Raw genomic sequence first — 15,102 nt, forward strand, 5'->3', positions numbered from 1 at the left:
ATCGCCATTCAACTTTTTTGCTAATGAACTCGTTTAATGTATAATTCCTCTTGTTGCGGGCCGCAATATCTGAACGATGAATATATAAGTAAAGTACAACAGCATACAAACTAGAAAGGCCCGGAAAAATGCAAATGTCTGGTACCAGGTGCCGCGAAGGAAAATGGTGAGAAATGAAAACAGCAGAAAATAACTAAACATTGACTGCCGATAAAATGCGTAATAGTACGATTTAGCGATTAAAAATGAGACTATACCGGGGACAATCAGCGCACCAAGGAGGCCAAAATTCATATAGACCTCGGCCAGTTCAAAAAAACCACCTCCCGCGGTAAGGCCGTATTCCGAAAATAGCCAAGCGTAATCTGCCGGGCGATTTGGGTACAATGCCTCAGGCGGTATCCTTAAAATCCATTCCCAGTAAGACTGCCCCAATGAATAACCAATAATATTGTTCTCTATCATCCATACCGTATTGGAAAAGGTAGTTGCGATGGGACTGATCGTACCCATGCGGACTACATCTGTAGCCCCACCAATGTTCAAAAATGTTGAGGTTACTATAGAAGTGATCGGTGCACCCTCTGCGAGCATGGTTCTTGCAACTCCCCAAACTTCAAAGAAGATAAAGGAGACGACTATAATAGGAATATAGGAAAGCTTCAACCCGATTTCTCTTCTGTTGACAACACCGTATAATATTACTAGGCCAAACAAGGTAGACATTGCATCTTGCCGCACACCCATGAGTATTTGCGAGAAAACAATATATATAAAACTAGTAATAAATAATATTATTTTCCAGCTTTTTATATATCCCTTGCTTCCCGATATAAATAATGAAAAGATCCCAACCCCACCTAGCACACATATACTGCCATATGGTAAGCCTGCACCGCCTCGCTCAGGGTCGCTATATCCAACGAAAATAACAGGTATGCCATAACCACGGATGTACATGTAGGATGCATAAATGGCCAACATAAACCCGATTAAAGCAGCAATCCACCAGTATGGTCGTATTTGCCTATCTTTTTCCGGGCTCCGGGTGATAGGCGCAAGATTAGTATTTGAACAAACAAGATTTCTTTTTTTAGCAAGAGCTAAACCGATTTGATTGCTCAGTAATGCATATGATGTGATCACATACATCAATAAAACAATATCAAAACCCTGTGTTGTTCCCTCAAATCCACTAAAAAGTGCATCCTTACCAATAATCACCTTGATAATCATGGGGAAGTATCCAATGAAGCCAAGGATAAATGTCCTGGCTTGAAACAATAAATTGCTTGATTCCAAAAAACAAATAATGGCGAAAAGAAGGAATGAGAATATTGATAGTATCCGCACCGCAACATAAGTCTCATTAACCAATAGCGCAAATGAAGAAACCAACGCATTAGATAGCGCAAAAACAATCGCAAAATACTTTTTTTCACTGTTTGACATTACGAAGGATCGCCTCAAAGCTCTCGGAAAAATCTGGCATTTCGACGCGGACATTACGTTTACGGAAATTTGTGAGATCGTGTAGTGCGTTTAATAGAAATTCTGCTAACCTATCTATCTCGATAGATTCAAAAGAATGATATTCAATATAACCGATTCTCTTTGCGAATAGGTTTAAATCCCCACCTGGTGGACCTATATTAATAATAGGCTTTCCAGATAAAAAATAGTCAAACACTTTAGTGGTCATGGTCCCATAGACGGGTGCTTGCTTAGTTTTTGATCTGCCGAAGACTAACGAAAGTAAAAGATCAGCTTTTTTAACCGCATTAATAGCTTCCGATTTATTAACGAAACCATGGTCAATCAAGTTGTCTAACATACCCTGATTTTGGAAATCATGTTTAACGATTTTACTTGTTGAACCATAGTAATGAAGCTTTATCTGACCACGCCATTCCTTTGGCATTAATTGTATTGCTTGTACTAACACCCTGCAAGTACATTCACGGTAAACGCTACCAGCGAGTACGATATTGAGTACATTTTGATTAAATTCGGACGACACAGGGTATAATGTTGGATTGCTATAGTTCTCTTTATAAGATTTATCAGGATAATTAGGCAGTATTTCCACCCGCGCCATCGATTGAACTTCAAAGATACTCTTCGCACACCCTTCGGAAACTGTCGTAATCATAGTAGCTCGCTTGTTGACATATTTTTCAAGTGTATGCCGTACGAGGAACCTTGCAAGTCTTGGATATGGGGCGCGCGGGTTTTGGCTCCATAGGTCTCGATAGTCAATAATGCTTGGGATATTGTTTTTCCTCGCAAGCTTTGTTACAATATAAAATGGAACAAAAGGCCCGCCGGTTGTTACAACCAGCTTAACGTCCGCTTTAGCAATTATATACAACAAAGCGTCTTTTAATGAAGATATCCAATCGATACCCGAACTACACAGTGTTCTTGTTAAAAGAGCCCCGATAAACCTATGGGAAAATTTTGTTTTATTAGTAAAGCCGTATCCAGTCAGAATCGGCGACACTGTAACCATCTGAAGTCTCGGGTCATTTACGAGTTCTTTCCCGAATTCAAGATCAAGGAATTCATCTGGTAACTCATGCGTTGGAAGTGTAACAACATAGACGATATCAAACTTATGTAAAAGGGTAACAGCCATACGCATCGCTCTTTGTGAAGCGACGGAATTGAAGGGTGGAAAATATTGACTGACCAGAATTGCAGCACCTTTTTGCATCGGTCTATCGCTAGCAGACCTCATTTTCTGTTCCCGATTACAATTTTCTAATAAGCTTTGCCGGATTACCTGCTAAAATAACTCCGGCTTCAACATCTTTGACAACGACGCTACCCGCTCCGATTAATGAATTTTCTCCTATTACCAAGCCTGGCAGAATAGTTACATTTGCACCTATCTTTGCATTTTTTTTAACCAGTACACCTTTAAGTTCTTTTTTTGTGTTTGGAGAATTCGGATACTTCGCATTGGTCAATACTACATTCGGACCTATCCAACAGCCATTTTCAAGAACAGTATGTTCAGGGATAAAAGCCTGTGAATGAATGCGAACATTGTCTTCTATTGTTATGTGGTGCTCTATAACCGAGAGCGTTCCGATACTCACATTGTTTCCAATGATGTTAAATTCGCGTATGTTGGCCTTGTTTCCGGTCTGAAAATTGTTACCAATATGATTGCCCGCATAAATAACTGTGTGGGAGCGGATAATTGCATTATCTCCTATAATTGTCTCTTCGCCGGTGTAACCTTGAAAAGGTGCTCCAATAACACAGAAATCTTCAATTTCCACGTTTTCACCGAGCCTGACATTAGGATAAATCCTCACAGTTTGAGCTATTTCAGTCATTAATCCTGCCCAGTTTGCATTTTTCAGGCTTAAACCGAAGGAATACATCTTTGCCTGTTTCAATAGATTCATAGATTGCCATAATAAGCTCCAACGATTTGCGACCTTCAAGTCCATCTACCAAAGCAGGTCTTCCATTAACCAGCGCGTCAACAACATGCTCCAGATAGGCTTTGTGACCAAATCCATAAACATCGGGTGGATTTTGTCTGTATTTTTCAAGGACTATATCGTCCTCAGGTATTTTATCCGCAAAATTCCACACTTTCATTTCATTAACCGCAAAACCACCGATTTCAACAGAACCTTTTTCTCCCATTATTGAGATGGAACCTTCGAGATCTTTTGGTCTTACAGCGGTGGTTGCCTCTACAACTCCAAGAGCACCGTTTTTGAATCTAATAATTGCTATGCCGGTGTCTTCTGTTTCAATATCGACTAAAGCAGTGGTTGCCTTGGCAAACACGGATTCGGGTTCTCCCATCATCCATTCCAATAGATCTATATGATGACTCGCCTGGTTTGTAAACACTCCACCATCCATGCTCCAGGTGCCCCTCCACGCATCCTGGTTATAGTACTCCTGCGTTCGACACCACCTCACTCTTACAGTTCCTAAAACCAATTTGCCGAAACGCTTCTTTTCAATAGCTTCGCGTAGTTTCAGCACAGGTAAGTTGTAACGATTTTGTTTTACTACAAAGAGTTTTACACCGGCTTCGTCGCATTGGCGGATCATTGCATCGGCATCTTCAAGGGTCAATGCCATTGGCTTTTCCACAACAATATGTTTTCTATACTCAGCAAGCCTTATAACATTTTCTGCATGTAAACCGCTTGGCGTCAGGACAGAAACGACATTTATATCTCTCTCCTTCTGCATCATTTCATTCAGGTTTACATAAAAAGGTACATTATATTTCTCGCCAAAAGATTTGGCTCTATCCGGGACAATATCACACACGGCAGTAAGTATACCATCCTTGATCTGACCAGATCCTAAAAGATCGGCATGCCTTTTTGCGATTCTCCCACAACCTACTAATGCAAATTTAATCATTTTTCACTCCTAATAGCTGCCGTCAAATGCTCACATATATATTCTATCTGAGTCTCTGTTAATTCCGGGTATATGGGGAGACTGAGTATCTCTTGCGAACACAAAGTTGCAACCGGGAAATCTTGAGGATTATAATCAAGATAGCGATATGCGCCAAGGTTCGGCAGGGCTATCGGGTAATGTATGCCAGTTTCTATCCCTTTCTCATCCATATAGACCCGAACAGCATCCCGGTTTTTTGTCCTGATTACAAATAAGTGGTAGACATGACGGAATCCAGACAGCTCTACGGGAAGAATTATCTCTGTATCTTTCAATTTCTGCTTATATATCTCGGCTTTATTCCGCCTTTTCTCTGTCCAATCTTCGATATATTTTAATTTAACACTCAATATTGCGGCCTGAATTCCATCTAAACGACTATTCACACCTTCAAAATCGTGATCATATTTTTTAATTCGACCATGATTGGCAATCATTCGACATTTCGTTGCAAGCTCTTCATCATTGGTAACAATTGCTCCTCCATCGCCATAGGCCCCCAGGTTCTTGCCAGGATAAAAACTGAAGCATGCTGCATGACCTAGGCGCCCGGATTTTACCCTGCCCACCTTCGCTCCGTGCGCCTGAGCTGCATCCTCTATCACGTAAAGGCCATGCTTATGGGCAATCTCATTTATCATTCCCATTTCTGCCGGATGTCCATAGAGGTGAACTGGCAGTATAGCTTTGGTCCTTTTGGTTATAGCCCCCTCTATCTTTGCTGCGTCAATATTATATGTCTCAGGATCACAATCAACAAATACTACCCGTGCCCCGGTCATGGTTATAGCTTCTGAAGTGGCAATAAATGAATTAGCTACAGTAACAACTTCATCTCCAGGACTTATGCCGAGTGCACGTAATACGATGTAAATGGCGTCTGTCCCATTTCCAACACCTACACAATATTTTGCACCGCAATAAACTGCAAATCCCGATTCAAATTGTTGAACATATTGACCACCAATGAATGCGGATGACTTGATGACGCCTTCTATCGCATTATCAATTTCGCTTTTTATAGATTGGTATTGCGCCCAAAGATCAACAAAAGGAACTTTCATCTTTATAAGAACACCTCCCTAAGTAGGTTTTAAATAGAGCCGGGCTCAAAATCAAAGCCATAAATACCACTTATTGCCTCTTGTATCGACCTTTCCATAGATTTCCGAGTTTGATAAACGAACTTAACAAGATAATGTTGAATTGTTTTCTTTATAAAATTGAAACGTCCTTCTAATGCCGTCAGCTAATTTGGTTTTGGGTTGCCAACCTATTTGAGTTAATTTGGTTATATCTAATAGTTTTCTTGGTGTGCCATCGGGTTTTGATTTATCCCATAAAATTTCACCCTTGAATCCGACAATTTCTTTTATTAATTGCGCTAAGTTATTAATTGTAATATCTTTACCTACCCCAACATTAATAGGTTTTGATTCATAATAATTATACATCAAAAAAATTAATGCTTCTGCGAGGTCATCTACATGTAAAAATTCTCTATAAACATTACCGCTTCCCCAAAAAATTACAATTGTTTTATTTTCTTTTTCAATTCCATATAGATTCAATAAATTTTCAATCTCGCTGTTAGTCAAATCATTAGCATTAACATTGGTTATTGGTCTTTTTATTAAATCTTTTCTAATTAAGTTAAAGTTATCTTCATATAAATTCTTTGCTAAATAAAATTTACGTATCATAGAAGGTAGTACATGTGAATTTTCAAGATCAAAATTATCATTGATACCATATAGATTAGATGGCATAGCTGAAATAAAATCACAACCATATTGTTCGTTGTAAAATTCACACATTTTTAGCCCGCTAATTTTTGCTATAGAATATGGCTCGTTTGTAGGTTCCAATGAATTTGTTAATAAATACTCTTCTTTTATTGGTTGAAGAGAATCTTTTGGGTAAACACAGGAACTTCCTAAAAACAATAATTTTTTTACACCATAAATATATGCATAGTGGATAATATTATTCTGAATTTGTAAATTTTCATATATAAATTGAGCTTTATATGTATTGCACGCATGAATACCGCCAACCTTCGCAGCAGCAAGAAAAACATATTCGGGACGTTCTTTTTGAAAGAAATTTTTTACAGAAGTTTGATTAATTAAATCAAGTTCAATATGAGAGCTTAGAATTAAGTTTTCATAACCTTCAGACAATAAATAACGTACGATTGCTGAACCAACAAGCCCACGATGACCAGCGATATATATCTTACTATGTTTATCCATGGCGTCTCCGTTTTAAGACCATTAGATACATTGTATCTACGGCATTGAAATAATTTCAAATTTCGGACTTGGCACAATAAATTTCCCACCTCGTTTTAAATACTCAGCTTCTCTTTTTTTAAATTCACTTATATAATGCCAAGGTAAAACAACTAAATAATCAGGTTGTTTTTCTCGCATAATTTCTTCGGAATATATTGGAATATTAGTACCTACAGTTTTCAGCCCATATTTATAAGAACTTCTTTCAGCAATTGCATCTATTAATGTATTATCTAAGCCATACCACTGTAACAAAGTATTTCCTTTAGTGGAAGCACCGTATCCCCAAATTACTTTACCTCTATCTCTTTCTTTCTTTATAAAATTTACAATTTGTTCTCGTAGTTCACATATTTTATTGTAGAATGATTTATATACATCAGCTCTATTAAAATTCATTTTCTTTTCATATTCTAAGATTGAGTTGATTTTATAATTAGCAACATCTCTATACGGTGAAGTTCTAAATTTCGCCTGGTCCGCATTTTTTTTTCTTATATAAACTCTAAAACTGCCACCATTAACATCATTCAGCTGTAAATCAACAATATCTAATTCTTTTTGATCTAATAGATATTTTAATGAAAACAAAGAATAATAACAAACATGTTCATGGCATATATTGTCAAATGCTAATTGAATAATCATTAAAGGCGTATAACTCAACTGCATAACGAATAGTCCTTCATCATCTAATACTTCAATTAAATCATCTAAAAATGAAAGAGGATCATCTAAATCATAAAACATTGCAATTGCAGTTATAATTTTAGCTTTTTTATCACCAAATTTAGTATTTTTATAATTTTCAAATGTAAAGTAATCTTGAACTATTTCGTCAGCATATCTCATAGATTCCTTTTTATAAGAATCATCAGCAGGGTCAATACCAATTCTTCTGAGATTCTTAGGAACATAACTTAGAAGCGTTCCATCATTACAAGCAATATCTAAAAACACATCACCATCGTTAACTTCAATTGATTCTAAACATGAGTTTGCTACACTCCTTAGCTCATCCTTCATTGTATTATTTATGCCTGATCTATACCAATATTTACCATACATTACATCTACAGGTGTTGTTTTCTCTAATTGCACCAAGCCTGATTCTTCATTTAACATCATTTTTAACTCATGTTTATCACCACGAGGGTTTTCATCATCTCTAATAAAGTCTGACACATATAAGCTACCTAAATTAAATAATTCGGTTAATGGTTTATTTGATATCCTACATTTTTGCATTCTAATTCCTCCAGTTTGAGCCAATTTAAGACTCTGATAGCCCTGCCATCGGGACGGTTTTGCGTGTCGCTTTCAATCGATCAACCCAAGAAAACAATACCCTAAAGTGGCCAAGTTATTTTTGCGCGATCACTAAGAGTTATTGTAGAAAATATAATTACCAGATACCGCCCATGCTGGCCTTACACCCGTATCAAAATAGTCTTGAATTTCTGACCTCAAGATGCTTCTGTCGGTTCCGACACTCCTGCAATGATATCCGAGATCGAAAAAAGAATCAAAAGTTCTAAGATAGTTTGAGTTGACTGAACAACTAAGATGTTCAGTTAGCGTAACCTCAACGAGCCATATCGGAGAAGGTTTGCTTCTTAAAACATGAAAAGCGCCTCTGATTACTTGATATTCAGCCTCCTCAACATCTACCTTTATTAACGGTCGAGAATTTGTAAGCCGGCAAAATAAAAGTGTATCTAATGTCGATAAAGCTATTGTTATAGAGAAATGTTTCAATACCCCTGCCCATTCTTCCTTTAAAGATGCACCAGTACCTCCGCAATAAAATTTTGCTACACCGATTTTATCGGAAACACCCAGGGGCAAGACCTCAATTAGATTGTCATAGTTGTTTACTAAGATATTTGCATACAGAAAGCCTCAAAGTCAACAAGAATTCCATACCTTTCGGCAGAGAAAATTCCATACCTTAGCCAAAAAATTATTCAGCAGTATCACCTCCTCCTTTCTTTGAGTTTTTTGTCCTGTAGCTTTGACCGTTTATCTTGATAAGCGTACAATGATGCATTACCCTGTCTATGATTGCAGAGGAGAGGGTCATATCGGCAAATATATCTCCCCATTGCATCATGGCCAGCAAACATGAATCCATGTGGATTGCGAACAAACCGCGCAAGTCGAAACTTGTACTCATCGCGCACGTTGCGATAAACAGGGCCGAGCAGTGTGTGTTCAATAAGTGACCTCAATCTATCTTTGATATACATTAGCCGACTCATCAAATCAATCCCTCAAAGATCTTTTCAAACTCATGTGATTGACATTCGCCACCAATTACTTTTAAATGTTCGATAGCCTTAGCACGATATATTGACATCTTATTATTATCAGTTAACCTGTCTTTTAACTCATGGGAATCGCGATATGCAAAACCAATCTGATGCTTCTGAACGTATGCTTCAACTGCAGCAAACATGCCTGCCCTAACTACAATTGGAATTCCTGCTGTTAAGGCAGTAATAAATCTAGTCGGGAGTGTTGTACGAAATCTTTCTCTTTTATCTTCTATCCCATAAGTAATAAGTGCTGCATCAAAGGCGTGGGCATAATTTGCAAGGTCGCCTTTAAAGACCTCATCATCTGTGAAATACGGATATTTAAAACCATAGCCGGTTTCAATCACTTCTTTGGAGATTCCACCAGAATAAATGTTAATTTTTTCATGAGCCAGATCAAGAAACTGCGAATCTAAGTTATCAATAGCCGTTCCCCAGCGTTCAGGTGCGCCAAGAAATATGATGCTAGGGCTGTCATTACGAATATTATTTATAATCGAGTCCGTTTTTACATGCAGCGATCTTGGCAGGTAGTCGGGCAAGATCGATACTTTGTTTTTTGGAATATTAAATCTATTCTGGGCAAAGTCAGACATTTCCGTTGAGGCATATATATAATAATCAAGTTTGTTTAACCACTTATTATAGTCAACAAACTCATTTATGAAGCTTCTCCTAAGTAGTCGCTGAAATTTGTTCTTTCTCTCGAGCGTAACTGGGATGGCATTATGAATGATTATTACCGGTACCTTAGGAAATAGTCTTTTTATTATCCTGGCGAAGTGCATGGCGGTCGCACCATAATACACTACAACTACCGTTGGCTTTACTTCGTTCATCACTTCCCGTATTCTATCCGATATTTTCTTGCTCTCCGGCAAAATCCCTCTACTTATTAGGGTGTCCCTGATTATTGCCAAATAGCTTACGATATCCCGATATAGTGGATCATTTGAACGCACATTCAGATCAAAATAGCCCTTTATGAGGGAAAAAGGATATTGATCAAGTCGATGTCTAAGCGGGCGTGTGCTTATATCTGCAACGTATAGCCCATAGGTGGTACTCCCAATTGCAGCCACCCTCCCAGCAGTAGCATGACTCACCAAAGGCGCGATGAGAAGGCATTTTTTCATGACTGTCTTTTAAAGGCCTTGTATATACGGCTTAAAATTTTTAACATATTCATTTCTGAAGGGTAATTCTGATGGGGCACAGGCGGCAGAAGCATGTAATCACAGAATTCGTCTTTGGTCATTCCGAGTTTTTTAAGAACATATATTTGATCATCCGCTGCTTCACCAGATTCAATGTAGGGATTTCCTTTTAAATCATCCAGCGCACTCGATCGGGTCATTTGTCCTGTACAGATAAGTGTTGAATGGTGAACCCTTCGCTTATCGACGCCAAATTTCTCCGGAAGTATGTAATTTTGATAAAACCTCGTAAAAACGGATTCGCCGTGTTTATATCGATAAGGCACATACTGAAATTTGTTTTTTAGAATTTCTATTGCTTCAGCTTTATTATATATAAAATAGTCTAAATAGTTATGCCACATTACTTTTCTTATATATTCAAAATAAATCCAGTCCAAAGTGCTCATCAAAGGGTGCGTTTTAATCTTTTCTCTACCAAATTTATTCTGTATCGCCCGGATGTTTTTTACATCAAATTTGTAATGTGTCCAGCCCGGTGCTTGAGGCATTCCTTCGGTGCGAGTATTTGTTCCAGATAGAATATCTTTCAGCCCGTATTTCAAAGCCTGTTTATAATTTGTAGCAGCCTGGGCATTATCCATAATCATTTCGATATCAATCACTCCTGACTTGAATAAGGCACACTGCATGTCTCTGTTCTCCGGCCAGTCAATAACATGCGTGTGCAAATCTACACCCAAGCCGCGCACTAGATTTTCAATGTTGCTTTGCGAATATTCAGAATCCCACCCGTTATCAAGATGCACAGCGAGGGGTCGCAGGCCATTCTGAACGGCAAGGTATAATGCGTAAGAACTGTCAACCCCCCCGGACACTCCAACTATACAGTCATAGGGTTTCCCATTTCCATGGGCTTTTACCATCGCATGAAATTCGTGTCGACTCTTTTCTAATTCCTCTGCACTTACTTCAATTTCTGACAGCATTTTCAAATAACTGGTACAATAGTTACACACTCCCTGCTCATCAAAAGTAATGTCTGCCGCGCTTGTGTCCATGACGCAACGAGAACAGACCTGATAGTTTTTTTTCATCAGCTAATCTCCAATAATTGCTCTAATTCGTCGTAATGGGGATAGCTTATCAGCACTGCCCGATGTGGCCCCTGAAACACGAACATGCTCCCCGCACCCGCTGCGGATGCGCCACCTTGCTTGATCACCGCACCAAGATCATGCACCGTACGCGAGCCGCCACATGCAACTACCGGAATGTTTACAGCAGCAGCCACGCGACTGATCAAGTCGATGTCATACCCTTTCATGGTACCGTCCCTGTCAATTGAACATAAGATCAGCTCGCCAGCACCTTCATTTTCCATCCTTACAGCTAATTCAACCGGGTCCATCCCCGTTGTTTTTGTGCCTCTGTGAGTACGTACCTCATATGCACCAAAGATGCCTTTCTTGACATCGATAGATACTACGGTGCTTTGGCTACCAGCAAAATTGGCAACATTGCTGATAAATGATGGATTTTCAACAGCGTAGCTGTTGATGACGACCTTCTCAATCCCTAAACCAAGAATTGTTTTGACGTCTTCCAGACTTCTGATGCCGCCGCCGTATCCTACAGGCATAAAGGCTTCGCTGGCCACTTGTTCCAGAAGTTCAAAGGGCGGGTGTTTGCCTTCAACTGTTGCCGTGATATCGAGGAACACCAGTTCATCAACTTCTTTGTCATTGAAAATTTTGACGATATTAATGGGATCACCGAGATATTTGGGATCTTTAAACTTGACTGTCTTGACCAGGCCAGCATTTTGAAGCAACAGACATGGGATGACTCGCGGTATCAGCATCAAACCAACGCCACAAAGTTCTTTAACAGATGCATTCCAAACTTATGGCTCTTTTCCGGGTGAAACTGCACACCCATAATATTATCTTTTACTATGGCCGAGGTGAAATCAAATCCGTAAGATGTTGTTGCAAGTACGTTATCCGGGTTTGCACATACGACGTGATATGAATGCACAAAATAAAAACGATTCACTGCTTCAAGATCAGCAAAAAGCGGATGGGCCTGACGAACAGAAAGCTGGTTCCAGCCCATATGCGGAATCTTCAAATTGGCATTGGCACCCTGAAACTTGAAACGGATCGTTTCCGCATCCAACCAACCCAAACCGTGCAGTCGACCTTCCTCGCTCCTCATACCTAATAACTGCATACCCAAACAAACACCTAGAATAGGTATTTTGTCTTCCAGCACCAGTTTATTTAGCATCGGTATCAAGCCACGCTCTTCCAGGTTATTCATGCCCCTGTCAAAAGCACCAACACCGGGGAGAATTAGCTTATCTGTTTTCTCGATATCTTTAATATTTGACGAAATAGCTGCATTTACACCTATCTTATTAAGCATATTTAATATCGACCCTAAATTGCCCATTCCGTAGTCTATTATAAGGATCATGCTGATAATCCGGTTAGTGTTCTTTTTTCTTTATTATTTTCTTTGATTAACTTTAGTAAATGTGCGATCGCCTTTTCAGTGTTGCACATATTTTGGGATATTTTATTTTCTTTCAAAAAATTTTTTTTGCCTATTTGATGCTCTATGGCGCTGATAATTTCATTGGTTGTCTTAGCTGGTATTGCCCAGCCCGATAAAAATTGCTCTGGGAAAAACATGGGACCATACTTATGCATGACTACCGATGGAACACCAAATAGTTCTGCTTCAATTACTGTAGAAGAAAAATATGTTAGATGAACATCGATATGTCTTAGTACAGCAAATAAAGGAAAGTCAGTGGCCGCATCAAGTTCATAACTGATAATTTTATTATCCCTTAATATTGCATTTATTTTATGTTTCTGATTTAAATAATTCGGGTGCAAACGAAACCACCAATGAAACGACTTTTCTGTGTTTTTTGCAATTTCGATGATTTTATTGAGTTCATCATATTCTTCATCCCCCCCAATGGTGTAGAGGACATGTTTTAGATCTAAACAACAATTTTTAATCTTAATAATTTTATCATCGTAATAATTTATAATATCATCATCATTCTCTGGTTGCCACAAATGTAAAAACGGGTTTCCACCAACTAAAGGTTCATGCCATTTCAAATGATTTTTATTCCATCCATTAATGGTTGTTGCTTCATAATTACTCCAACACCAAAATATTTTTGGTAATAATTCATAACCTTTGTCCGGCACTCTGTTCCATCGTCCATATGCTGGATGAAAATCGCCCTGAAAACCATGCTGAATATCAACCGAAGGGATTTTCAATACTCGACAAGCAAGATTTAAAGCAAAACCTTCATTCCCATAATAACCCACCGAAAAACAAATTGATGGTTTTGTTTTTCTAAACATTTTAATATAAAATCTTGCAATATTTATTATTTGATGTGCTTGCATTTTTATTTTTTTTAAATCTGATAAGTTTGTATATAATTTATTTACTTTTAGATAATCGACAAAATCATCAAATTTATCTAATTTATCATCCTCTGGACTATGAATTTTAAAATAAAGCGCGTTTTTAATTTTAATATAATCAATATATGGTTGTATAAACATCGATGGACTGTTTCTAGGTATAAAATATTTATTGAAGGGTGTCATAAGGAAATACGATAGTTTATTTACATTAAATAAACTAGCCAGTGGGTCACAATATTTTTCATACCAAGTATCTTTTAATTTTATATAAGAAATACCGTCACTTAAAAAAACTGCATCGGCCTGTGAATTTGGTTTACTATTTTTACGGAAGTCTTTAAGATACGAATATCCAAATCTCAAACCACCCGTTAGAATGCTGATTACTCGGATTATAGAGGCAAAGACTTCTCTGTTTGCTTCTTTAGATTTTTTATTTATTTTAAATTCATCTGCGTTTTGAAAATAAAGGCTCAGACGAATTATTGGCCATATATGGATGTCATTAATTATCCATTTCTCAACAGGATACTGCTCCTCGGCTTTGTTAACTGTATCCATAAAGTCCTGTCTATTCATTTGCCCCTCTAATCATTAATCAACGAGTCGCTACAACCCTGTCGGTACTCCCCAGAAATCACAATTACTGCATAGAGGGATTTTGTTCCTGTTTCCCTCTACATGATGTTTAATCCATTCTTTTCTTTTCGAGCCGTTCCATATGTCCAACAAAGGTGTAGAAGCAGCATCTCCAATGACCCCGAATCTCTTCGGATCAAATCTCACGCAGATAGAGACTTCGCCGAGTCTGTTAATAGCCATATGATTTAATATTTCCAGACAAATCCCTACTTCAGGTACGGTGGGGTTTTTCTGATATTTAAAGCTTCCCAGGGGATTATGTAATATCCTGGTAGCTACGATACCATCTAATTCTTCCCATCTTTCAGTATCCACCTTCCCCAGACATCTATAAATCATATGAGGCTTTCTCTTGCCTTTGATCTCCAGAAACTTTTTAACCAGTTCATTCTGTTCATCCCCATCAGGATCGTTTTCTATGACAGATATAGTAATAGAATCCAGGTTATCTATAATATCGTCTGCTTTTTCTACTATCAATTTAGCATTTGTATCTACACATTTTATCTGATTCTTAAACAATCTGACTGCTTCACCAAATCTGGGATAAAGAAGTGGCTCACCATTATTGTGAAATTGAACAACAATTCCATCCGGTAATTGCTCGGCAATTCTCTTAACCAGCTCAAAGTCCATCTCGCCATAATTCATGGCTATTTCCGGATATTCTCTGTCTATCTTTCTTCTGCCGCACATCCAGCAGTCCTTGTTGCATCTGCTGGTCAATTCCAGATGAATGCAGTATAATCCGTTAAAATATTTAGCCATTATG

General features: G+C 38.2%; 15 protein-coding genes. All 15 read right to left on the minus strand.

Translation table 11 applies throughout. The features are described 5' to 3' along the window. Positions 1 to 33: 33 nt before the first annotated feature. The 15 genes from NT010_02960 to NT010_03030 all read right to left on the minus strand — a co-directional run bounded on the left by NT010_02960 (position 34) and on the right by NT010_03030 (position 15,098). Positions 34 to 1,452: a hypothetical protein gene (locus tag NT010_02960; protein ID MCX5805018.1), complete on the minus strand. Its 1,419-nt coding sequence runs from the start codon at positions 1,450 to 1,452 to the stop codon at positions 34 to 36. Next, positions 1,439 to 2,638 (minus strand): hypothetical protein, encoded by a 1,200-nt coding sequence (locus NT010_02965; protein ID MCX5805019.1) that lies wholly within the window; start codon positions 2,636 to 2,638, stop codon positions 1,439 to 1,441. The genes NT010_02960 and NT010_02965 overlap by 14 nt, the downstream gene beginning before the upstream one ends. A 115-nt stretch (positions 2,639 to 2,753) precedes the next feature. Next, entirely contained in the window at positions 2,754 to 3,347 is a 594-nt protein-coding gene (locus NT010_02970) for a DapH/DapD/GlmU-related protein (protein ID MCX5805020.1), read from the minus strand. After that, positions 3,340 to 4,407: a Gfo/Idh/MocA family oxidoreductase gene (locus tag NT010_02975; GenBank protein MCX5805021.1), complete on the minus strand. Its 1,068-nt coding sequence runs from the start codon at positions 4,405 to 4,407 to the stop codon at positions 3,340 to 3,342. The genes NT010_02970 and NT010_02975 overlap by 8 nt, the downstream gene beginning before the upstream one ends. Continuing rightward, positions 4,404 to 5,513, minus strand: coding sequence for a DegT/DnrJ/EryC1/StrS family aminotransferase (locus NT010_02980; protein ID MCX5805022.1), 1,110 nt, complete (start codon positions 5,511 to 5,513; stop codon positions 4,404 to 4,406). Before NT010_02980 ends, NT010_02975 begins: the two co-directional genes overlap by 4 nt. 123 nt (positions 5,514 to 5,636) lie before the next feature. Further along, complete coding sequence (locus tag NT010_02985; GenBank protein MCX5805023.1) at positions 5,637 to 6,704, minus strand: GDP-L-fucose synthase; 1,068 nt, start codon at positions 6,702 to 6,704, stop codon at positions 5,637 to 5,639. Positions 6,705 to 6,740: 36 nt separating this feature from the next. Beyond that, entirely contained in the window at positions 6,741 to 7,994 is a 1,254-nt protein-coding gene (locus tag NT010_02990) for a methyltransferase domain-containing protein (protein MCX5805024.1), read from the minus strand. Positions 7,995 to 8,126: 132 nt separating this feature from the next. Then, complete coding sequence (locus tag NT010_02995; GenBank protein ID MCX5805025.1) at positions 8,127 to 8,603, minus strand: hypothetical protein; 477 nt, start codon at positions 8,601 to 8,603, stop codon at positions 8,127 to 8,129. Between the two features lie 106 nt (positions 8,604 to 8,709). Next, the gene (locus NT010_03000) at positions 8,710 to 8,880 is read right to left on the minus strand and encodes an ATP-binding protein (protein MCX5805026.1); all 171 of its coding nucleotides are present in this window, start codon (positions 8,878 to 8,880) and stop codon (positions 8,710 to 8,712) included. Between the two features lie 126 nt (positions 8,881 to 9,006). Continuing rightward, entirely contained in the window at positions 9,007 to 10,200 is a 1,194-nt protein-coding gene (locus NT010_03005; protein ID MCX5805027.1) for a hypothetical protein, read from the minus strand. Continuing rightward, complete coding sequence (locus tag NT010_03010; protein ID MCX5805028.1) at positions 10,197 to 11,318, minus strand: N-acetyl sugar amidotransferase; 1,122 nt, start codon at positions 11,316 to 11,318, stop codon at positions 10,197 to 10,199. Before NT010_03010 ends, NT010_03005 begins: the two co-directional genes overlap by 4 nt. Further along, positions 11,318 to 12,085, minus strand: a complete 768-nt coding sequence (locus NT010_03015) for an AglZ/HisF2 family acetamidino modification protein (protein MCX5805029.1) — start codon at positions 12,083 to 12,085, stop codon at positions 11,318 to 11,320. The genes NT010_03010 and NT010_03015 overlap by 1 nt, the downstream gene beginning before the upstream one ends. After that, positions 12,085 to 12,702, minus strand: coding sequence for an imidazole glycerol phosphate synthase subunit HisH (gene hisH, locus NT010_03020; GenBank protein MCX5805030.1), 618 nt, complete (start codon positions 12,700 to 12,702; stop codon positions 12,085 to 12,087). The genes NT010_03015 and hisH overlap by 1 nt, the downstream gene beginning before the upstream one ends. After that, on the minus strand, positions 12,699 to 14,267 hold the full coding sequence (locus NT010_03025) for a hypothetical protein (GenBank protein ID MCX5805031.1): 1,569 nt from the start codon (positions 14,265 to 14,267) through the stop codon (positions 12,699 to 12,701). The genes hisH and NT010_03025 overlap by 4 nt, the downstream gene beginning before the upstream one ends. 30 nt (positions 14,268 to 14,297) lie before the next feature. Next, entirely contained in the window at positions 14,298 to 15,098 is an 801-nt protein-coding gene (locus NT010_03030) for a radical SAM/SPASM domain-containing protein (protein MCX5805032.1), read from the minus strand. Positions 15,099 to 15,102: the final 4 nt, after the last annotated feature.

Source organism: Pseudomonadota bacterium, from assembly GCA_026388275.1.
In the GTDB taxonomy this organism is placed as follows: Bacteria; Desulfobacterota; Syntrophorhabdia; order Syntrophorhabdales; family Syntrophorhabdaceae; genus JAPLKB01.